At 61.2% G+C, this 21,374-nt stretch carries 11 protein-coding genes; 2 read left to right on the top strand and 9 right to left on the bottom strand.

Annotated features, from left to right (window positions below):
• Positions 1–46: 46 nt before the first annotated feature.
• Both treS and glgB read left to right on the top strand, forming a co-directional pair.
• Complete coding sequence (treS, locus tag LAB08_RS15555) at positions 47–3,388, top strand: maltose alpha-D-glucosyltransferase (RefSeq protein WP_096511157.1); 3,342 nt, start codon at positions 47–49, stop codon at positions 3,386–3,388.
• A 2-nt stretch (positions 3,389–3,390) separates the two neighbouring features.
• Positions 3,391–5,625, top strand: a complete 2,235-nt coding sequence (gene glgB, locus LAB08_RS15550) for a 1,4-alpha-glucan branching protein GlgB (RefSeq protein WP_096511159.1) — start codon at positions 3,391–3,393, stop codon at positions 5,623–5,625.
• Positions 5,626–5,748: 123 nt separating this feature from the next.
• Here glgB and LAB08_RS15545 read toward each other — a convergent pair whose 3' ends face one another.
• From LAB08_RS15545 to treZ, 9 genes are all read right to left on the bottom strand, one after another.
• Positions 5,749–6,816, bottom strand: coding sequence for an autotransporter domain-containing protein (locus LAB08_RS15545; RefSeq protein ID WP_096511161.1), 1,068 nt, complete (start codon positions 6,814–6,816; stop codon positions 5,749–5,751).
• 314 nt (positions 6,817–7,130) lie between these two features.
• On the bottom strand, positions 7,131–9,692 hold the full coding sequence (locus LAB08_RS15540) for an autotransporter family protein (RefSeq protein ID WP_096511163.1): 2,562 nt from the start codon (positions 9,690–9,692) through the stop codon (positions 7,131–7,133).
• A 284-nt stretch (positions 9,693–9,976) separates the two neighbouring features.
• The gene (locus LAB08_RS15535) at positions 9,977–10,777 is read right to left on the bottom strand and encodes an endonuclease/exonuclease/phosphatase family protein (protein WP_096511165.1); all 801 of its coding nucleotides are present in this window, start codon (positions 10,775–10,777) and stop codon (positions 9,977–9,979) included.
• Between the two features lie 236 nt (positions 10,778–11,013).
• Positions 11,014–11,772: a PIG-L deacetylase family protein gene (locus tag LAB08_RS15530; RefSeq protein ID WP_096511167.1), complete on the bottom strand. Its 759-nt coding sequence runs from the start codon at positions 11,770–11,772 to the stop codon at positions 11,014–11,016.
• Between the two features lie 248 nt (positions 11,773–12,020).
• On the bottom strand, positions 12,021–14,177 hold the full coding sequence (gene glgX, locus LAB08_RS15525) for a glycogen debranching protein GlgX (RefSeq protein WP_096511169.1): 2,157 nt from the start codon (positions 14,175–14,177) through the stop codon (positions 12,021–12,023).
• Between the two features lie 207 nt (positions 14,178–14,384).
• Entirely contained in the window at positions 14,385–14,699 is a 315-nt protein-coding gene (locus tag LAB08_RS15520) for a DUF2934 domain-containing protein (RefSeq protein ID WP_096511171.1), read from the bottom strand.
• A gap of 21 nt (positions 14,700–14,720) precedes the next feature.
• Positions 14,721–17,495 carry a malto-oligosyltrehalose synthase gene (locus LAB08_RS15515; RefSeq protein WP_096511173.1) on the bottom strand — a complete coding sequence of 925 codons (2,775 nt, stop codon included), beginning with the start codon at positions 17,493–17,495 and terminating at the stop codon, positions 14,721–14,723.
• Positions 17,492–19,570: a 4-alpha-glucanotransferase gene (malQ, locus tag LAB08_RS15510; protein ID WP_096511175.1), complete on the bottom strand. Its 2,079-nt coding sequence runs from the start codon at positions 19,568–19,570 to the stop codon at positions 17,492–17,494. The genes LAB08_RS15515 and malQ overlap by 4 nt, the downstream gene beginning before the upstream one ends.
• A complete protein-coding gene (gene treZ, locus LAB08_RS15505) occupies positions 19,567–21,363 on the bottom strand; it encodes a malto-oligosyltrehalose trehalohydrolase (protein WP_096511177.1) in 1,797 nt (598 codons plus the stop codon). Before treZ ends, malQ begins: the two co-directional genes overlap by 4 nt.
• Between the last annotated feature and the right edge of the window lie 11 nt (positions 21,364–21,374).

Genomic DNA, 21,374 nt, shown 5'->3' with positions numbered 1-21,374 from the left:
GGGGGCACCGGTTCAGCGGCATTTTCGAATTGAGCAGGAGTTTCAAATGGCGAAGAAACCCAAGGCAGCCACTTTCATCAAGGACCCGCTCTGGTACAAGGACGCGGTCATTTATCAAGTCCACGTCAAATCCTATTTCGACTCCAATAATGACGGTATCGGCGATTTTCCAGGCCTGATCGCCAAACTCGATTACATTGCCGACCTCGGCGTCAACACCATCTGGCTCCTGCCGTTCTATCCCTCGCCACGCCGCGACGACGGCTACGACATTGCCGAATACCGTGGCGTTCACAGTGACTACGGCACCATGGCCGATGCCAAGCGCTTCATCGCCGAGGCGCACAAGCGTGGTTTGCGGGTGATCACCGAGCTGGTCATCAACCACACCTCCGACCAGCACGCCTGGTTCCAGCGTGCGCGCAAGGCCAAGAAAGGCTCGGCGGCCCGGGATTTCTACGTGTGGTCGGATGACGATCAAAAATACGACGGCACCCGGATCATTTTTCTCGATACCGAAAAGTCTAACTGGACCTGGGACCCGGTGGCCGGCCAGTACTTCTGGCACCGCTTTTATTCGCACCAGCCGGACCTGAATTTCGATAACCCGCAGGTCATGAAGGCCGTGCTGTCGGTGATGCGCTATTGGCTCGACATGGGTATCGACGGCTTGCGCCTGGACGCCATTCCCTACCTGATCGAGCGCGACGGCACCAATAACGAAAATCTGCCGGAGACCCACGACGTCCTCAAGCAGATCCGCGCCGAGATCGATGCGAATTACCCGGACCGCATGCTGCTGGCCGAGGCCAATCAATGGCCGGAAGACACGCAATTGTATTTCGGTGATACCGACAAGAAGGGCCTAAACGGCGACGAGTGCCACATGGCGTTCCACTTCCCGCTGATGCCGCGCATGTACATGGCGTTGGCCCAGGAAGATCGCTTTCCGATCACCGACATTTTACGTCAGACCCCGGAGATCCCGGCCAATTGCCAGTGGGCGATTTTCCTGCGCAACCACGATGAACTGACCCTGGAAATGGTCACCGACAAGGAGCGCGATTACCTGTGGAATTACTACGCAGCCGACCGTCGGGCGCGGATCAACCTGGGGATTCGCCGGCGCCTGGCGCCGTTGATGGAGCGCGACCGACGTCGCGTGGAACTGCTCAACAGCCTGTTGCTGTCGATGCCGGGCACGCCGACCCTGTATTACGGCGATGAAATCGGCATGGGCGACAACATTTACCTCGGCGACCGCGATGGCGTGCGTACGCCGATGCAATGGTCCATCGACCGCAACGGCGGCTTCTCCCGCGCCGATCCGGCCAGCCTGGTGCTGCCGCCGATCATGGACCCGCAATACGGCTACCTGTCGGTCAACGTCGAGACCCAGGCCGGCGACCCGCATTCGCTGCTCAACTGGACGCGGCGCATGCTCGCGGTGCGCAAGCAATCCAAGGCGTTTGGCCGTGGCACCTTGAAAATGCTCTCGCCGACCAATCGCCGGGTGTTGGCGTATACCCGCGAGTACACCGCAGCGGATGGCAAACACGAAATCATTCTGTGCGTGGCCAACGTCTCGCGCAGTGCGCAAGCCGTAGAGCTGGACCTGGCGGCGTATGTCGGCATGGTGCCGGTGGAGATGCTCGGCGGTAACGCCTTCCCGCCCATCGGCCAGTTGAGCTTCCTGCTGACCCTGGCGCCTTATGGGTTCTATTGGTTCGGTCTTGCCGCCGAGAACCAGATGCCGAGCTGGCACGTGGAGCCGGCGCAAAGCCTGCCGGACTTCACCACGCTGGTGCTGAAAAAACGCATGGAAGAGTTGCTCGAAGTGCCGTCACGCCACACGCTGGAGCAGGACATCTTGCCGAACTGGCTGCAAAACCGCCGCTGGTTCGCCGGCAAGGACGCGGCCATCGAACAGGTCAACCTGGCCTACGGTGTGCGTTTCGGTGATGCACAACACCCGGTGTTGTTGAGTGAAATCGAAGTCACCAGCGCCGGCCAGACCAGCCGTTACCAGTTGCCGTTCGGCTTCATTGCCGAAGACCAGGTCGGCACCGCTCTGCCGCAACAGCTTGCCCTTTCAAGGGTGCGTCGCGGGCCGCAGGTCGGTTTGATCACCGATGCCTTCAGCCTGGAAAATTTTATCCGAGCGGTGTTGCAGGGTATGCACAACAGCACGGTATTGCCTTCCGATGGCGGCGAGATCCGTTTCGAACCGACCGCCGAGCTGGCCCGGCTGGGCCTGACGGCGGAGTCGGAGGTGCGTTATCTGTCGGCCGAACAATCCAATAGCTCGGTGGTGGTCGGTAACAGCCTGGTGCTGAAGCTGATCCGCAAGGTCGCGTCGGGCGTTCACCCTGAGCTGGAGATGAGCGCGTACCTCACCAACGCCGGTTTCCGCCATATTTCACCACTGCTGGGTTCGGTGGTTCGCCGCGATGCGGCCGGCGAAGACAACCTGCTGATGATCGCCCAAGGCTACCTGAGCAATCAGGGCGATGCCTGGGAATGGACGCAGAACAACCTGGAACGGGCATTGCGCGATGAATTGGCGGACGCCATGTCGGAGCAGGAGCAGCATTACAACGCACTGGGCGAATTGAAAGATTTCGCTGGCATGCTCGGCCAGCGCCTGGGGGAAATGCATCAGGTGCTGGCAGCACCGAGCGACAATCCGGACTTTGATCCGCACGTCACCACGCAAAAGGATGCGCTGGGGGTGGCCAAGGATGTGGCGGCGCAAATCGAGCACGCGTTGAAGCTGCTTAAACAGCATCAAACCGAACTGAACCCGGCGGACAAAAAGCTGGTCAGCAAAATACTGGACAACAAAAAAGCCATTCTCAGCCATGTGCAGGCATTGGCGAAACAGACGGCAGGCGGTTTGCGCATACGCGTGCATGGCGATTTGCATCTGGGGCAGGTGCTGGTGATCAAGGGCGATGCCTATCTGATCGACTTCGAAGGCGAGCCGGCGCGACCCTTGCATGAGCGACGGGGCAAGCACAGTCCGTACAAGGATGTCAGCGGCGTGTTGCGCTCGTTCGACTATGCGGCAGCGATGGCGATCAACGTGCACAACGTCGACAACACCGAGGGCGTGCAAGCCGCGCGCCAGCGCGTTGCCGATCGCTATTTAAATGAAGCAAAACATGCATTTGTGGTCGCTTATCGGCAATCGGCAGCTACGCTTGGCCATGCATGGCAAGATCCTGAGGGCGAGGACGCCGCGCTGGCGTTGTTCGGCCTGGAGAAGGCAGCGTATGAAGTGGCCTATGAGGCAGAGAATCGCCCCACCTGGCTCACCGTGCCGTTGCATGGTTTGTACGGGTTATTGAGTGGGCTCAAACCCTTTTCCGATCTTGGTGGAGAGTAGTCATGAGTTTCTCGAACAAGGAACAGGGTCATCATCACAACGAAGCGCTGTTGCCCAAGGCACGGGATATCGATGCCCTGGTACGCGCCGAGCATCACGACCCCTTTGCAATTCTCGGCCCCCATGGCGATGGTGCCGGCGGGCAGTACATCCGGGCGTATCTGCCGGACGCGTTGAGCGTGCAAGTGCTGGCCAGGGACTCAGGCGAGGAGCTGGGCAGCCTTGAAGCCACCCAGACCCCCGGACTGTTTGTCGGGCACTTCGACCGGGCGCAACCCTATCTGCTGCGAACCCGCTGGGCCGGTGGCGAGCAGATCTCGGAAGACCCTTATAGCTTCGGCCCGTTGCTCGGCGAAATGGATTTGTACTTGTTCGCCGAAGGCAATCACCGTGACTTGAGCAGTTGCCTCGGTGCGCAGCTCAAGACCGTAGAGGGCGTCGAAGGTGTCAGGTTTGCCGTATGGGCGCCGAATGCCAGGCGCGTGTCGGTGGTCGGCGACTTCAACAACTGGGACGGCCGCCGTCACCCGATGCGCCTGCGTCACCCCACCGGGGTCTGGGAAGTGTTTGTCCCGCGCCTGCAGGCGGGGGAGGCCTATAAATACGAAATTCTCGGCAAACAAGGCATTCTGCCGCTGAAAGCCGACCCCATGGCGCTGGCCACGAGCCTGCCGCCGGACACCGCCTCGAAAGTGGCGTCCCCGCTGCAAGTCGACTGGCAGGATCAGGAGTGGATGCAGTCCCGTGGCGAGCGTCATCGTCCTACGGCGCCGTTGTCGATTTACGAGTTGCACGCCGGTTCCTGGCAATGCGAACTGGACGATCTTGGCGAAGTCGCCCGCCAGTACACCTGGCCGGAATTGGCCGAGCGGCTGATTCCCTATGTCAAAGACCTCGGGTTCACCCACATCGAGCTGATGCCGATCATGGAGCACCCGTTCGGTGGTTCGTGGGGTTATCAATTGCTCTCGCAATTCGCCACCAGTGCCCGATACGGTAGCGGCGATGAGTTCGCAGCCTTCGTCAATGCCTGCCACCAGGCGCAAATCGGCGTGATCCTCGACTGGGTGCCGGCGCATTTCCCGACCGATATTCACGGGTTGGCCCAGTTCGACGGTACCGCACTGTACGAATACGGCAATCCGCAGGAAGGCTTCCATCAGGACTGGGACACGCTGATCTACAACTTGGGGCGCACCGAGGTGCATGGTTACATGCTGGCTTCGGCGCTGCATTGGCTCAAGCACTTCCACGTCGACGGCCTGCGGGTCGATGCGGTGGCGTCGATGCTGTACCGCGATTATTCGCGCAAGGCCGGTGAATGGGTGCCCAATCGCCACGGCGGACGGGAGAACCTCGAGGCCATCGACTTCCTGCGTCACCTGAACGACGTGGTCGCGCTGGAAGCGCCGGGTGCGCTGGTGATCGCCGAAGAGTCCACGGCCTGGCCGGGGGTCAGTCAAAGTACCCAACAGGGCGGTCTGGGCTTTGCCTACAAATGGAACATGGGCTGGATGCACGATTCGCTGCATTACATCCAGCAGGACCCGGTGTACCGCGCCCATCACCACAACGAACTGAGTTTCGGCCTGGTGTACGCCTGGTCCGAGCGTTTCATCCTGCCGATCTCCCATGACGAAGTGGTGCACGGCAAGCATTCGCTGATCGACAAGATGCCCGGCGACCGCTGGCAGAAATTCGCCAACCTGCGGGCCTATCTGAGCTTCATGTGGGCGCATCCGGGCAAGAAACTGTTGTTCATGGGCTGTGAGTTCGGCCAGTGGCGCGAGTGGAACCACGATCAGCAACTCGATTGGTACCTGCTGCAATATCCGGAACACAAGGGTGTGCAGAAACTGGTGGGCGACCTCAATCGCCTGTACCGCCAAGAGCCGGCGCTGCACGAGCAGGATGACGTACCGCAGGGCTTCCAGTGGCTGATTGGCGACGATGCCATGAACAGTGTTTATGCCTGGCTACGCTGGAGCAAGGAAGGTCGGCCGGTGCTGGTGGTGGCCAACTTCACTCCGGTGCCTCGTGAGGCGTATCGCGTTGGCGTACCGTTCGCCGGGCAGTGGACCGAGCTGTTCAACAGCGATTCGTCGATCTATGCCGGGTCCAATTACGGCAACAGTGGCGGGGTGTCTACCGAGCAAGCGCCGAGCCATGGTCAGGCGTTGTCGCTGGTACTGAACTTGCCGCCGTTGGCGGTGTTGATGCTCAGTCCCGAGGGCTGATCCGAAACCGCATCGACGCCATCGCGAGCAGGTTCGCTCCCACAGGTTATGCGCAATCCTTGTGGGAGCGAGCCTGCTCGCGATGGCGTCATTGCAAACAACACACATCTTGAGTCCAGACCTTCACCACCGCATCCGCACCCCCAGACTGCCAATCAACCCGTTGAAGTCACTGTTGAGCACATCGCTGCTGTAGTCGGCGCTGACATACAGGCTGACGGTCGGTGTCATTCTGGCGACCAGACCCAAACCCAGTTCGACCGTCGAAGAGTTGCGACTGCTGGTGATCTTGTCCACCTGGTCCAGCGTCACGGTATTGCCGGTGTACACCGTGTGCCACAAGTTGGTCCGAACATAAGGTTCGACAGGCAGGCCGTCGATGGCATAACTGCCTTTCAATTTCGCACCGACACGGCCGCTCCATGACGTCAGGTCGGAGGAAGAAGTGTTGCCCGAGCCCGCATAGGGGGTGTCGAGGGTAATTCGCTGGTTGATCAATTGCGCCTGGGGTTCAACCACCCAGTTTTCGCTGATGCCAATCGGAAAGCCACCCTCAACCGACAGTGTCATCGCGCTGCCTTCGGTGGCTTGCCGGAGGCCCTGGTCGTTGCGGCTGAAACCGTTGACGCGGCCACCGCTGGCCGTCAGGTCGACGTGCCAGCCTTGTGGCCCGGTCAGGCTGTAGTAGGCGCCCAGGCTTTGGCCTTGCAGGTTAAGGGTGTCGGTGCTCGGGTCAGACATGCCGCGATTGGTCAGCAGGCCATTGCTGTTGCCCTGAATCTGGTTGGTGCCGCCAATCAGGCCGACCTGCTGGGTATGGCCGCTACCGCTTTGCAGGGTGAGGATCGCCGGACCCTTGATTTCGCCTGAGCCGGGATTGGTAAAGCCCTGGTCCGTGGCGTCGGTTTGCGCCTGGCGGGAGGCCTGCCCATAGACCTGATCCCAGGCATAGGGTGTCGCGTCTTCGGTGGTGAGTTGGCTACTTCGCATATCAGGCGCAGGGCCGAAACGGCCGGGGTACGTGGTCGCGATTGCGGGCAGGGCGAGCACCGGGATGTCCTGGCGATACCAGGGGGCTGTATCTTCTTCGACCGGTGAGGCCTGCACTTCCATGGAGGAGCACAACAGGAGTGAGCTCGAGACAGTGCAAAAAGTGATTTTGATCTCTTGTTGGGTGAATGAGGTTTTCATGGCGTGGCTACCTTGCATCGCGTGCCGTACTTGCCTTGGCGTCTCTCCTACCCCGAGCGAGGGGCGACCGAATGTATGGAGGCAAGCCGGGGGCCGCCCGTGTTCGCGGGTGTCTTGGGGGGCTTGCCCCTGATAGTGTTTCCGGGGGTAGTACGGTGAAGTCAAGAAGACCCCTGCCGCTGCGTCAAGAAAATGGCCGATAAGTGGTATGGGTATTTCGGGTCTTATAAGTGACTGATTTACGGCGCATCCCTAAGTTCTTGTTTATTGGAAAAATCGTCAAAAAAAGTGCGGGCTAGAGCGATTGCTCGGTATTACCAGCTCACTCTTATTCCCAGATTTCCAGCCACTCCACGCTGCTGATTGCTGTCTATATTGCGGCTGTAATCGACATTGGCGTACACGCTGACGCTGGTGGCCAGGGACAGGTTGGCGCCGATACCGACATCGGCCCACGAAGATTTCTGCTCGGTGTCGATATCGGTAGTACCGGCAAAAGTGACTGTGTCGGTGCCGGTAAGCGTCTGCCAAAGGTTTGCGCGCAACCAAGGCTCCAGTGGCAGGCCCCCGACGTTATAGCGCCCTTTGAGACGTGCACCCAGACGTCCGGTCCAGGCGGGGTCGGAATCGAAAGACACCCTGGAAATACCGTCGTCCTGACTGTCGAGGTTTATCTTCTGGCGGATGATTTGCGCCTGGGGTTCGATCACCCAATTGTTCGCCAGCGCGAAGGGATAACCGGTCTCTACTGAGAGGGTCAGCCCGTGACCGTTATTGTCGAGTTTGAGGCCGCGGTCGGAATGGCTGTCGCCGCGCAGCCAGGTGTACATCGCTACCGTATCGAAATACCAGCCGCCGGGGGCCGCAAGGGTCCAATACAGGCCAACGCTGTCACCCTCGAGCTCGACTTTACCGGCGCGCTTGCCTTGATAGCCCTGATTGAAGCCATCGACATCACCGTCCAGGCGACTATGGCCGACGAAGAAGCCTGTGCGTTGCGTTTGTCCTCCGGAAGTCTGTGAACCGTACAGGTCGTTGCCCACCTGAAACCCCTTGATCGAGCCGTCGAGCCGTGGCGTGACGGTGCCGGCCCAGGTCTGGTCGATGTTCTTGCCGTAGACCCGACCCCAGCCGGCGCCGAAGGAGCCGGTTTCCGTCAACAGGCGCTGATCGCCCTGGCGATCATGGAAAGTACCGAGGGCGGACAGGGTCAGTTGCGCTGCGGCGGGGGGCAATACCGTCCAGGCAGGCACCTCCTGACGGTACAGCGCAATCGGTGCGGCACCGGGTGCGGGCGTGCTCAATGGCGGGCTTCCGGGAGCGGCCACGGGTGTCGCCACCAGCGGCACCAACACCACCACCGGCGGCAGGGCCGGGTCGGCGTTGGCCACGGTTACCGGAACCAGCGGCGGCGCCACGACGGACGAACGCAGGTACCAGCTGTTTTCGCTGCCAGGGGTGACGCCGCCCTTGAACAGGCGGTACTCGAAGGCGCCGGCCGACAATGGGGTCTTGAGCGAGAAGGCGCCGGCATCGCTGGTTGCGGTGCCTTGGGCCTGAACCACCTGAATACCGTTTTGCAAGGTGACCGCACCCGTGCCACCCAGATTGGTGACCGAGATGGCAGTGGTACCGGTCAAAGTCCCGTTATTGACCACCAGTTTGTCGCTGGGTGAGCTGTCATCGCCGAGCACGCTTTGCACCCTTAACTGACCGCCGCTGCCGGTGTAATTGCCCTGGACCGTCAACGTGTCGCTTGTGCGGGTATTGCCGCTGCTCAGGTCGATGATCCCGGCATTGTTCAACGTGGCACGCTGGCCGGCGGTGAAGGGCGTGATGCTGCCTTGCGTCGAGGTCAGGGTGCTGCTGCCGTCAATATTGAAAACGCCGGTGCCGCTGGCGTTGTCACCCAGGACGAAGTTATCGGCGAGATCGAGCCGTGAGCTGTTGTTCAGGTTGACCGTTTCCCAATTGACGTAACGACCGGCACCCGTGGTCGTGCTGTGATCGAAGGTCAGCACATCGTTGCCGCTGCCACCGTTGAGGCTCGGGGTCTGGGCGAGGGTGCCTTCACTGAGATTGCGCACGGTGGCGCTGTCATTGCCGTCTTCCATCAGGATTGCCGAATGGAGGAGGCCACCGCCATCCCAGACAAAGGTGTCATTGCCTGCGCTGGTGCGGATCTCGCCGACGACCTCGCCACCGGTCACCGTGATGCTGTCGTTACCACCGCTGACGCTGATGTTGCCGCCAATCTTGCCCCCGGAGACGATGATGGTGTCTCGTCCGAAGCCCGTCACCAGATTGCCCAGGATATTGCCGCCGGACATGTCGAACAGGTTGTTGTCGAGTTTCATGTCAACCCGGCCGATGGTGCCCCCGGTCATTTTTGCGGTATCGCCGTCCTCGAAGGCACCGACGATGGTGCCACCGGTCATCAGGAAAAAATCGCGACTGTCGCCCTGGGCCAGGGACTGGATAGAGCCGCCGTTCATGGTGAAGTTATCGATGCCGCTGCCCTGGTTAACGGCCCCGGTAATCTGCCCGGCGTTGATGGTGAGGATATTGGTGCCATCCCCCTGATTGAGCGTGCCGACGATGCGGCCGGAGTTCATGACCACCGTATCGGCGCCGGCGCCGAACGTGGCATTGCCATTGATCGTACCGGTGCCGCTGGCGGGAAAGGTCAAGGTGTTATTGCCCGCCAGGTCAGTCAGCGGTCCATTGCTGGCGCTGTCACAGACGAAATTATCGTTACCGGCGGTGGGGGTGAGCGTACAGGCTGCGTGGGCGGGGTGGGATCCGCCTACGCCTAACAGCAATAAAAGGATGCAGGCACTGTAACGGTACTTGGGCAGATCGCTGGAAAACTTCATGCTCGTCTCCGCATGTTGATCGGCGACTGAGTTGCCACGTGTCAAAAATGGCAATGCTTCAATCACCCTCGGCAGCGCGAGTTGCGAGACAGCATCGGGAAGGCAATCTCCCGTAATCGAAATCCTTCGGCAACGACGGCCACTATGAGTCGCATGTCCATACATACAGTCCATGGACGAGAGCAACGTAGCAGTCGTTTTTTTACATATCTACTGTCAAAAGTAACAGGTGAAACGATTAATCAACCGGGCATGAACCGTTTTCGACAAGCCCGGCCAAGGGCTCAGAGATGTACTTCAACGGCCAAGGGTAAATGGTCCGACAAGTGTGTCCAGGGTCGGGTCCCGAGAATTGTCGGCTCATGACTGCTGGCATTGCGCAGATAAATGCGATCCAGGCGTAGCAACGGAAATCGCGCCGGGTAGGTTTTTGCCGGACGGCCGTGATGGCGTTCGAAGGCTTCGTGCAGATCATCGCGACGGGCGAGGGCCGCGTTGCCTTGCAGCTGCCAGTCGTTGAAGTCGCCGGCGATGATCACCGGTGCCTCGTCGGGCAGGGACTCAAGCAGCTGACAGAGCAACTGCAACTGGAGTTGACGATGGCTTTCCAGCAGGCTCAGGTGCACGCAAATCGCATGCACCTCGGCATGGCCCGGCACGTCCAGTACGCAATGCAATAAACCGCGACGCTCGGGGCCGGTGATCGAAACGTCGAGGTTGCGGTACTCGCGGATCGGGTATTTGGACAGCAGCGCGTTGCCATGATGACCGTCGGGGTAGACCGCATTGCGGCCATAGGCGAAATCGCTCCACATGCTGTCCGCCAAAAACTCGTATTGCGAGGTCGATGGCCAATCGTTGTAACGCGAAGAGTGGCGATCGTGTTCGCCGACCACTTCCTGCAAAAACACCAGGTCCGCTGAGGTACTGCGCACGGCTTCACGCAGTTCCGGCAGGATGAAACGACGATTGAGGGCGGTAAATCCCTTGTGAGTGTTGACGGTCAGCACTCGCAGTCGATGAATGGCCGGTGATTTGTCCCGCGGCTCCGACTCGATCGTCTGCGGCTTGGATGTACTGGTCACTTTCACTCCTCTGAATCAAGGCTGGCTTATGCATGCGACTGATGTGGGGGCGGGCGGTTCCATCCGGATTTTCTCGGATGTATCTGATTCCCTGTGGGAGCGAGCCTGCTCGCGAAAGCGGTGGGTCAGTCAACATGGGTGTTGGATGTGAGGGTCCCTTCGCGAGCAGGCTCGCTCCCACAGTGGATCTGTGTCGCCCTCAGCCAATAAATCTCCCACAGTTGAATTTCTGCAGTTCAGACGAAGATGATTTCATAAGGCAACCGCATCCGCTCCAGCAGCACCCGTGGCAGCAGCGGGGCGATGCCGATGGCGGGTTCACCGTCCAGTTGGCTGGCGTATGCATGGGTCGCATGACTTTTTCGCGCCACCGTCCAGGTGTCCAGGCGTACCTTGCGGGCACGATGCCACGGGATCAGGCCCCGATCACGCGTTGGCCAGTGCCAGGCCCAGACCGGCACTTCGTTAAAATCGGCGCCGGCAATGGTCGCGGCATTGGCACTGGCTCGGCCAACGGCATCATGGTCGCTGTTGCCGTCTTCGGACCAGGTACTGAACACCACGTCGCCCGGCCGCAAATAACGGGCTATGAACCGGGTCATTTGCTGCTCATGTTCGGCCAGGGCATTGTCGGTGAAGCCGCCGCGAATCCACTTCAGGCTGTGCATCGGCAACCCGAGCCGGCGCAAGGCTTCGACGCTTTCCTGGGAGCGGAATACGCTGAGGCGTTTCTCCGACCACTGCTGCGAGCCCGGATGACTGGCGCTGCCGTCAGTCACTGAGATCAGTTGCAAGGGATGGCCCATGGCGCTGAGCAACTGCAGCAGGCCGCCGCAGGTCACTACTTCATCGCCAGGATGCGGGGCAATTACCACGGCGCGCGCACCAGGCCGGACCAGGGATTGGGTGTTGATGACCGGGACGTTGTCCAATTGCGGGGCACTGTTCCAGATTTGTGCCAGCAGGCTGTTTTCGAGCAGAGAGACCGGTTTCATGGCTACGTCCTTGTTCTCGTTGATAGCATTGTGCCGCGTTCCGAGCCCTGGAATCGCCGCGCACAGAGTATTGCTCATGTAATGCTATTCGTCGCCTCGATGTTCCAGGCGGTACATTTTTTTTCCGTACTCCTCTGTAGGAGCGAGCTAGCTCGCGATGGGCGTCAACGATGACGCGGGTTGTCTGAATGCCAGTGGTGTCCAGGCGTTTTTCGCGAGCAGGCTCGCTCCTACAGGGGGGGCGCTGCTCACTCTTCTTCCTCATGTTGCAGTTCGAACAACAGCAGCGAACGACCGGTGACCGAATACTCGTGGCCGAACTCGAAGCGCTCCTGGCCGCGAATCGACGGTTGGTTGGTATCGATCATGCAGGTCCAGAACCCGCCATCGGGTACTTCCGGCAGCACGAAGTTGACGACGTCGTGGTAGGCGTTGACCACCAGCAACAGGGTGGCGTCGGCGCCCTTGCGGCGAATGCCGGTTTCCTGGGCGCGGCCGTCGAGCAGCATGCCCAGGCAGCGATTGTGCGCATCGTGCCAATGCTCGGTGGTCATCTCGCTGCCATCGGCGGCCAGCCAGGTGACGTCCTTGACGCCGATGTCCTCGTTGTAATTGCCCACCAGAAAACGCCCGCGGCGCAGGATCGGGTAGGCCAGGCGCAATTTGATCAGGCGTTTGACGAACTTGAGCAGGGCCTTGCCGTCTTCGCTGAGGTCCCAGTTGACCCAGCCGATCTCGCTGTCCTGGCAATAGGCATTGTTGTTGCCATCCTGGGTGCGGGCGAATTCATCGCCGGCCACCAGCATCGGCGTGCCCTGTGCCAGCAGTAAGGTGGCGAAGAAGTTGCGCATCTGCCGATGACGCAATGCATTGATTTCGGGATCGTCGGTAGGGCCTTCGACGCCGTGGTTCCATGACAGATTGTTGTTGCTGCCATCCTGGTTGTTTTCGTCGTTGGCTTCGTTGTGCTTGTCGTTGTACGACACCAGATCGTTGAGGGTGAAACCGTCATGGGCGGTGACGAAGTTCACCGAAGAATAGGGCCGACGACCACGCTGATTGAACATCTCGCCGGATGCGGTCATGCGACTGGCGAAGTCCGCCAGTTGCCCGTCGTCGCCTTTCCAGAAGGCGCGCACGGTGTCACGGAACTTGTCGTTCCATTCCACCCAGCCCGGTGGAAAGTGGCCGACCTGATAGCCGCCGGGGCCACAGTCCCAGGCTTCGGCAATCAGCTTGACCTGACGCAACACCGGGTCCTGGCGGCAGGCCACCAGGAAGCTGTGACGCTCATCGAAGCCATCGTGATAACGCCCCAGGATAGTCGCCAGATCGAAGCGGAACCCGTCCACATGCATTTCCGAGGCCCAGTAGCGCAGAGAGTCAGTGACCATTTGCAGCACGCACGGGTGGCTCAGGTCCAGGGTGTTGCCGGTGCCGGAGTCGTTGATGTAGAAGCGCTTGTCATCGGGCTTCAAGCGATAGTACGAGACGTTGTCGATGCCGCGCATGGACAGGGTCGGGCCCTGTTCGTTGCCCTCGGCGGTGTGGTTGTAGACCACGTCGAGGATCACTTCCAGATTGGCCTCGTGCAGGTGCGCGACCATTTCCTTGAACTCGGCGATCTTGCCGCTGGCCAGGTAGCGCGGGTCTGGCGCAAAGAACGCGATGCTGTTGTAGCCCCAGTAATTGGTCATCCCCTTGTGCAGCAGGTGCTGGTCATTGACGAACGCATGGATCGGCAGCAACTCGACAGTGGACACACCGAGCTTGCGGATGTGTTCGAGCATGTCGTCGACCATCAACCCGGCGAAGGTGCCGCGCAGGTTCTCGGGGACGCCTGGGTGACGCATGCTGATGCCGCGTACGTGGGTTTCATAAATGATCGTCTTGTCCCACGGCACGCTGACCCGGTGGTCGTGGCCCCAGGTGTGCGCCGGGTCGATCACTTTGCATTTGGGCACAAAGGGCGCGCTGTCGCGTTCATCGAAACTGAGGTCGGCGTCGGGGTGGCCGATGGTGTAGCCGAACAACGCTTCGGACCATTTCAACTTGCCCACCAGTTGCTTGGCGTAGGGGTCGATCAGCAATTTGTTGTGGTTGAATCGGTGGCCGTTGGCCGGGTCATACGGGCCATACACACGGTAGCCGTAGATCAACCCCGGATGGGCGTCGGGCAAGTAGCCGTGGAAGATTTCGTCGGTGTACTCCGGCAGCTCGATGCGTTCGAGTTCCACTTCGCCGGCGTCGTCGAAAATGCACAGTTCCACACGGGTGGCGTTGGCGGAAAACAGGGCGAAATTGACCCCCAGACCGTCCCAGGTCGCACCCAATGGAAAGGGTAGGCCCTCACGAATTCTCGACGGCTCTTGAGGGGCTGGCGTGTCTTTCTTTGGGCGGGTCATAAGTGCTCCTGCAAAGGGGGGGGCAACTGCCTGGTCAATGTGGGAGCGAGCCTGCTCGCGATGACGGTTCCACATCCAACACTTGCGTTGCCTGACAGGCCGCTATCGCGAGCAGGCTCGCTCCCACAAGGGGGGTAGGCCTGGCGAGCGTGCCCGCGGTGGCGAGAAGACTCGCCACACAGTTGTTCAGCTCAGTCGGGCAATGCGTCAGACGGCAGGCGGTTTGCGCACAGCCCGAGGCTTTTTCTCGGTGGCCTTCTCGCCCGGCGGAATCACCTTGGAGGCAGCGGCAGGTTTCGCCTTGGCCTTGGTTTTTGGCTCGCCACCCTTACCATTGAGCGCCGTTTTGCTGGCTGGTGTCTTGCTGGCCGCCGCTTTCGGTGCCTTTTTCGGCGCCAGCGCTTCGGCTTCCGCCAGTTTGCAGGCCATCTCCCAGTGCCGGGCTTCCTGGCCCTCGGGCTTACCTTCGGACTCCCAGATCTGATAGGCAAACTCGCGGATGCGTTTATCGTCGGTACTCATCGCATTGCTCCTGAACTGAACTCAAGTGTGGGTAGTTTGGATAAAGAGATTGACCGGGAAGTCCCCCAGCGCGGCGCTGACCATCAGCTCCCTGTGTTTTGTGACTGCGACGCTTGAAAAAAGTCCCTTGAGATTTTCCCCGGCGGTAGCAAACGGCAAATGGACCCGCGTATCGCCCCACAGCAGCGCACTCACCTGCGGGACGGCACTGTTTTCCAGCAGCGATGCACAGCGAATCGGCACGATCACGATGGCCCGTTGGCCCTCATGTTCCCGAACAAATCCCAGCACGCGATGCGCCTGGTCGCCGAGGATTTCGAGGGGCTGATAAGTGCCCCGTCGAAACAGCTCCGGATGCGCTGAACGCAGGTTCAACGTGCGCGCGATCAAGGCCTGCTTGATGCGTCCGTCCCGCCAGTGCGGCAACAGATCAGACGCCTCCATCGATTCGTGCAAGGCCTGCTGGCGGCTGGGGTAATCCACTGGCCGACGGTTGTCCGGATCGACCAGGGAAAAGTCCCAGAAGTCATTGCCCTGATAGAGGTCCGGCACCCCCGGCACGGTCATGCGCAGCAAGGTTTGCGCCAAGCCGTTGAGCGCGCCGGGGACGGCGATGACCTGCGCGGCCTTGCCCAAGGCCGAGCGCAGCAATTCGCCCTCCGGCGTCAGCAACAGGCCTTGGACAAATGCCTGGGTCGCTTGCTCGTAGGCGTCATTTGGCGCACTCCAGCTACTCTGCAACTTGGCTTCACGCAGGGCTTTGCGCTGCCACTGCCAGAGGCGTCCGGCGTAGTCCTCCAGCGCCGGTTGATCGTCGCTGCGCAAACCCGGCGGCCAACTGCCGAGGATGGCTTGATACAAAATCAACTCATCGCCAGCCGACGGTGATGAGTCATCGTTGCGCAGGGGGCGGGCGAGGGCGCGCCACAGGCCGATCTGGTCGGCATACCAGGCACTGCGCTCACTCAACACCGCCAGGCGCGCGCGGGTGTCTTCGCCGCGTTTGTGATCATGGGTCGCGGTGGCCAGCAGGTTGTCAGGGAACTCGGCCAGTCGCCGGCCGCACGCGGCATGAAAGTCAGCCACTGGCGCGCTGAACTGTTCGGTGTCGAAGCCGACGTCATTGCGCGAAAGCAACACGGCCGAACGATAGAGCGCGGTGTCTTCCACCGCTTTTGCCGCCGCCGGTGAGGTCAATTGCTGAAAGCGCACGCAGGCATGCTTGAGCCGCTTGCGCGCGCGTCCAACCGGGCGTTTGCGCCAGGGCTCGCCGCCCAGCCAACCGGCCAGGCAATCGAGCACCGGCCAGTCCGCTTCGCCGAGGGTGTGCCGGGCACTGTCCAGGGCCTGTCGGAAAAATACCTCGTCCTGTTCCGAACGCCCGAGTGGACTGATGTAGGTGCGGTACACCGGAAAATGCATGATCAGCGCCTGCAATGCCCGACGGATTGCACCGAGGGTCAGGTCGCGGGTCATCAGGTCATCCCGGGCCACTTGCAGCAGGGCCTGGGCGACACTTTCGAAATCCCCGGCCAGGGAACCGTTGAGAATCTGTTGGCGCGCCAGCTGCGCTTCCTGGGCGAAATCGGCCGGGCGTTCGCTGTAACGGTGCCAGAGTTCGCCCAGGGTCTGTGCGCCCTGGGGGGCGTGTTGCAGCAGCGACAATTGGTTCATGAATTCGTAGCCGGTGGTGCCGTCCACCGACCAGTCGCGATGCAGGGTTTCGCCTTCGCCGAGGATCTTCTCGACATAGATCGGCAGATGCCGGCCCGGTACCAGGCGATCGACCCGCCGCCGCAGTTTTCGGCAGTAACCCCTCGGGTCGGCCAGTCCATCGATGTGGTCGATGCGCAGTCCGTCGACCAGGCCTTCGGCCAGCAGCTGGAAGATTTTCGCATGGGTCGCCTCAAACACGGCGGGACGTTCTACGCGCAGCCCACCCAGTTCGTTGACATCGAAAAAGCGCCGCCAGTTGATGTCGTCCGCGGCGGTGCGCCAACTCGCGAGCCGATAGCTCTGGCGTTCCAGCAAATTGTGCAGCCGTTGGAAGCCTTCCGGGGTAAAGGCGTCGTAACTTTTCAGGTTGTTGTCGATGACCTGGCGTATGGCCGGATCGCGGACCAGTTCGCGCAATTCTTCTTTCAATGGCATCGCCAGGCTATGGGCGTCCGTCTGATAGCTCAATGTGCTGAAGCGGTCTGCCAGCGATTTGAGCGGCTCGGTGTCGGCCTTCAGCAGTTCGCCGTAATGGCTGGGGCAAATCGGAAAGTGATGATCGTAATGCGCGACATGAAACGCCCCGCGCGAGGCATCGAAACACAGGGGCAGGGTGCCGTCCTGCAGCGCAATGCCGTAGTCGCTGCCGAGGAATGGCAGCAGCAACTGGCCTTCCATCAACGGATCGGGCGAGTGCCACTGAATATCGAAGAATTCGCCGTAGGGGCTCAGACGCCCCCATTCCAGCAAGTCCAGCCACCAGGGGTTATCGCTACCGCCGACGGCCATGTGATTGGAGACGATATCGAGGATCAACCCCATGTGCTGGCCACGCAACGCGCTGACCAGTCTATGCAGCGCCGCCTCGCCGCCAAGCTCCGGGTTGACGGTGGTCGGGTCCACCACGTCGTAGCCGTGCATGGAGCCGGCACGCGCGCTGAGCAGCGGCGAGGCATACAGGTGGCTGATGCCGAGGCGGGCGAAGTACGGCACCAGCGGCACCGCATCATCGAGGGTGAAACCTTTATGAAATTGCAGGCGCAGGGTGGCCCGTAGTGGCTGTATTTGCACCGCTGTCATTGGTCGCGCTCGGCCGCCTGCAGTCGCGCGCAGGCGAGCAGTTCCAGGCGGCGTGCGGCATCGGGGTCATCGAGCAGGGCTTCGCTATAGCCCGGCAAGCGTCGCGACCAATTGGGGTGGGAATCGATGGTGCCGGGCAGATTGGCCTGTTGTTCGATGCCCAGGGCATCCTCCAGCGGCAGCAACACCAGTGGCGCACGGGTATGGCCGAGGAAACGCACACTGGCGTCAAGCACCTGATCGGTCTCATGGGACTCTTCGCGAAAGTTCTGCGGGTCCTGGGTCAATGTGCGGCGCAGGCCCTCGCGCTCCCGCTCACGGTGGTGGCGCCATTCGATTTCAGCGTGTGCATCGATCAGCCCCAGGCGGGCGTTCCAGTCGATGTCACGGCCATGCCACCAGCCATTGAGGGTCGGCAAATCGTGGGTGCTGGTGGTCGCCAGGGCATTGTCCGGCCAGTCGAGGATGGGCTTGAAGTGGGTATTGTCCTGTTCGAACAGCAATACCCGCATGCCCAGCATGGAGCGGGCGATGAGTTTTTCCCGCAGACCGTCCGGCACAGTCCCGAGGTCTTCGCCAAGGACGATGGCCTGGTGGCGATGGGATTCAAGGGTCAACAGGCGCAACAGGTCGTCCACCGGGTAATAGAGGTAGGCACCGTCGGCAGGCGGCGCACCATTGGGGATCACCCACAAGCGTTGCAGCCCCATGACGTGATCGATGCGCAGGCCCCCGGCGTGGGCGAAGTTGGCGCGCAGCATTTCGATGAAGGCACGAAAACCGTTGCGCACCAGGCCTTCCGGGGAAAACGCGGAAATCCCCCAACCTTGCCCCGTACGGTTGAGAATGTCAGGTGGCGCGCCGACGGTGAGGGAGGCGAGCAGTTCATCCTGACGGCTCCAGGCCTGACTGCCGCCGCCATCGGCACCGACGGCCAGGTCGGTGATCAGGCCAATGCCCATGCCGCTGCTTCGGGCGGCGGCTTGCGCGCGTTCCAGGCACCGGGTGATCAGCCACTGGCAGAACGCGAAGTAGCCGATGCGGCCGGCATTCTCCTCAGCGAATTCGGCCAGCGCAGTACTGCGCGGGTTGCGCCATGGCTCGGGCCAGTGCCGCCAGTCGAGACTTTCTCCGTTGGCAGCACGGGCTTCTTGAATGGCTTCGAAGCGACAATGGTTTTCCAGCGCTTCTCCCCCGGCATGGCGGAAGCTGCTGAAGTCAGCGTGCAACGGGTGTTCACCCTGCACGAAGCCTTCATACAGCGCCTCCAGCAGTCGATGCTTGGCTTCGGCGGCGGCCGGCCACTCGATCAGGGACAGATTTTCCAGATGCCTGAGTTCGTCAGCCAGGCCGGTGGCATCGATGGCGGTGCGCAGCGCACGCTCCCCAAGGATTGCGCCCGGCGCGCAGTACAGACTGTTGAGAAACAAACGGCTGGATGGCGAATAAGGGCTGTAGCGTTGAGTGTCGCTGGCGAACATGGCATGCAGCGGGCTGATCGCCAGCGCTTCGGCGCCACGTTCACCCGCCACCCGGGCCAGGTCTTCCAGGGCCTGGGTATCGCCGAACCCGCCATCGCCGTTGCGACGCAAGGCGTATAGCTGAACGCTCAGGCCCCAGGTGCGCGGGGTCGGGTTTTCCACGGCATCGCCCACGCTGTAACAACGCTCAGGTGCCACGGCCAGGGTAAAGGTTTGTCCGTCGATGCTGACCTGCTGGTAACCGACCGGAATCAGTCCCGGTAGCGTCGCCTCGGCGTCCAGTTTGAGGGTGAGCCGAGAGCCGTCTTCAAGGTGAACCTCGCACGGCGTTTGCGGCGCGAAGTAATGGGCCAGGTTGAGGCCGACGCCGACGTCGGCAGTGAGCAAAGGCGGCAAGTGCCGGGTCTGTTGCACCTGCTGCAATTCGAGCAGGCTGGCATCGATCTCCTGCGCGCTGCCGGCCGGGTGGCCGAGCCCGGTCAGGACATTGCGCAACACCGAAGGGGCGACCCTTTGCGGGCGACCGTTGGCGTCGATCCAGTCGACGGCCAGACCGGCGCGGCTGGCCAGAATTTCAAGTTGCGCATCGCTCATTGACGCTCTCCATCCGGGGGTGGCAAAGGGGCCGCGGGCTTGAGGGTGACCAGCGCGCAATAGGGGGCAAGGGTGCCCTGATCCAGCAGGCCTTTGGCCTGTGGAGGATGCTCGAACAACACCTGGGCATCGGCCTGTGGGGTGTGGACCACGGGCTGGTGGCTGAGGTTCAGGTCAATGCGCAACAGGCTGCCATCGCCCAGCAACCAGCGAGCCGATACCGCGCCGTCGGCCAATACCTCGGCACCCAAGGCCTGGGCGCCGGGCAGGCGCGCAATGATGTGTCGATGGCGTATTTGCAGCAGCTGTCGATACAGCCCGTGGGTGGCCGAAGCGCCGGCAACGTTCAGTGCTGGCCGGGACGCTTCGAAAGTCTGGGGTGCATTCGGGTCGGGGATTTGTTCGCGCCGATGCGGATCGGCAAATGCACTGAACGCGGCAAACTCGTTACGCCGCCCTTCACGAACCAATCGTGCCAACTCGCCGTGATGGCTGGTGAAAAACAGGAACGGCTGTTCGGCGGCACACTCGTCACCCATGAACATCAACGGAATCATCGGCGACAGTAACAACAATGCGGTGGCGGCTTTCAAGGCCTCAGGATGCGCCAGTTGATGCAGGCGCTCGCCAAAGGCGCGGTTGCCGATTTGATCGTGGTTTTGCAAAAACAGAATGAAGGCGCTGGGCGGCAAGTGCCCGCTGGGCTCGCCGCGTGATTTGCCATGGCGGTTGATGTGGCCTTGAAACACAAATCCCTGGCTCAGGCAGCGCGCCAGTTGTTCGGTGGGGTTTTGCGCATAATCGGCGTAATAGGCGTCTATTTCGCCGGTCAACAGCACGTGCAGGGCGTTATGGCCATCGTCATTCCACTGCGCGTCGTAGCCTTGCTGCAACAGGCTGGCCTGGTTGTGTTCGTTTTCCAGCATCAGCCACACGTGACGCGGCGGATCGACCTGCTGGCGCACCCGTTGCGCCAGTTCCGGGAGGAAATCCGGGTCATCGATGGCATGCACCGCGTCCAGGCGCAAGCCGTCGAAACGGTACTCCAGTAACCACATCAAGGCATTTTCGATGAAAAAGTCCCGCACTTCGCGACGGCGGAAATCAATGGCCGCGCCCCAGGGCGTGTGTTTGTCTGCATTGAAAAAGCCCTTGGCGTAGCGATGCAGGTAATTGCCGTCCGGGCCGAAGTGGTTGTAGACCACGTCGAGAATCACCGCCAGGCCGTGGCCATGGGCGGTATCGATCAGGTGCTTGAGCTGTTCCGGCGAGCCATAGGACGCCTGGGGCGCGTAGGGCAGCACCCCGTCGTAACCCCAGTTGCGTTCGCCGGGGAATTGCGCCACGGGCATTAGTTCGATCGCCGTGATACCCAGTTCGACGAGGCGCGCCAGCTGCTGCTCGACGGCTTGAAACCCGCCGAGCGCACCGACGTGCAATTCGTAAATCACCGCCTCGTTCCACGGACGGCCCAGCCACGCGCTGTGTTGCCACCGATAGGCATGGGGATCGACCACCACACTGTGCTGGTGAATGTCCCCGGCCTGGGCGCGGGAGGCCGGGTCGGGCACGTCCAGTTCGCCGTCGATGTTGAAGCGGTAACCCGTGCCCGCCGGGCAACGGGTATTGATCACGAACCAGCCGTCAGCCTGTGGCAGCAACGGCAAGGACTGTCCATTTTCCAGTTCGACACTGACGTAGAACGCATCTGGCGCCCACAACGCAAATTGCGTGTGTTCAGCGTCCAGCATGATTGCGCCGTGGGGCCAGGTCTCGAGGGTCCGTAACGGCATCCTGAAAGCCT

The sequence above is a fragment of the Pseudomonas izuensis genome (assembly GCF_002356535.2).
Classification (GTDB): Bacteria; Pseudomonadota; Gammaproteobacteria; order Pseudomonadales; family Pseudomonadaceae; genus Aquipseudomonas; species Aquipseudomonas izuensis.
Note: the sequence above shows the minus strand (reverse complement) of the source record. Positions and strands in the feature narration are given on the sequence as shown.

Bases quoted from the DNA above. Each gene is read 5' to 3' on its own strand.
- malQ (WP_096511175.1), bottom strand. From the start codon at position 19,570: ATGAGCGATGCGCAACTTGAAATTCTGGCCAGCCGCGCCGGTCTGGCC.
- glgB (WP_096511159.1), top strand. From the start codon at position 3,391: ATGAGTTTCTCGAACAAGGAACAGGGTCATCATCACAACGAAGCGCTG.
- LAB08_RS15515 (WP_096511173.1), bottom strand. From the start codon at position 17,495: ATGACAGCGGTGCAAATACAGCCACTACGGGCCACCCTGCGCCTGCAA.
- LAB08_RS15540 (WP_096511163.1), bottom strand. From the start codon at position 9,692: ATGAAGTTTTCCAGCGATCTGCCCAAGTACCGTTACAGTGCCTGCATC.
- LAB08_RS15530 (WP_096511167.1), bottom strand. From the start codon at position 11,772: ATGAAACCGGTCTCTCTGCTCGAAAACAGCCTGCTGGCACAAATCTGG.
- treZ (WP_096511177.1), bottom strand. From the start codon at position 21,363: ATGCCGTTACGGACCCTCGAGACCTGGCCCCACGGCGCAATCATGCTG.
- LAB08_RS15520 (WP_096511171.1), bottom strand. From the start codon at position 14,699: ATGAGTACCGACGATAAACGCATCCGCGAGTTTGCCTATCAGATCTGG.
- glgX (WP_096511169.1), bottom strand. From the start codon at position 14,177: ATGACCCGCCCAAAGAAAGACACGCCAGCCCCTCAAGAGCCGTCGAGA.
- LAB08_RS15545 (WP_096511161.1), bottom strand. From the start codon at position 6,816: ATGAAAACCTCATTCACCCAACAAGAGATCAAAATCACTTTTTGCACT.
- treS (WP_096511157.1), top strand. From the start codon at position 47: ATGGCGAAGAAACCCAAGGCAGCCACTTTCATCAAGGACCCGCTCTGG.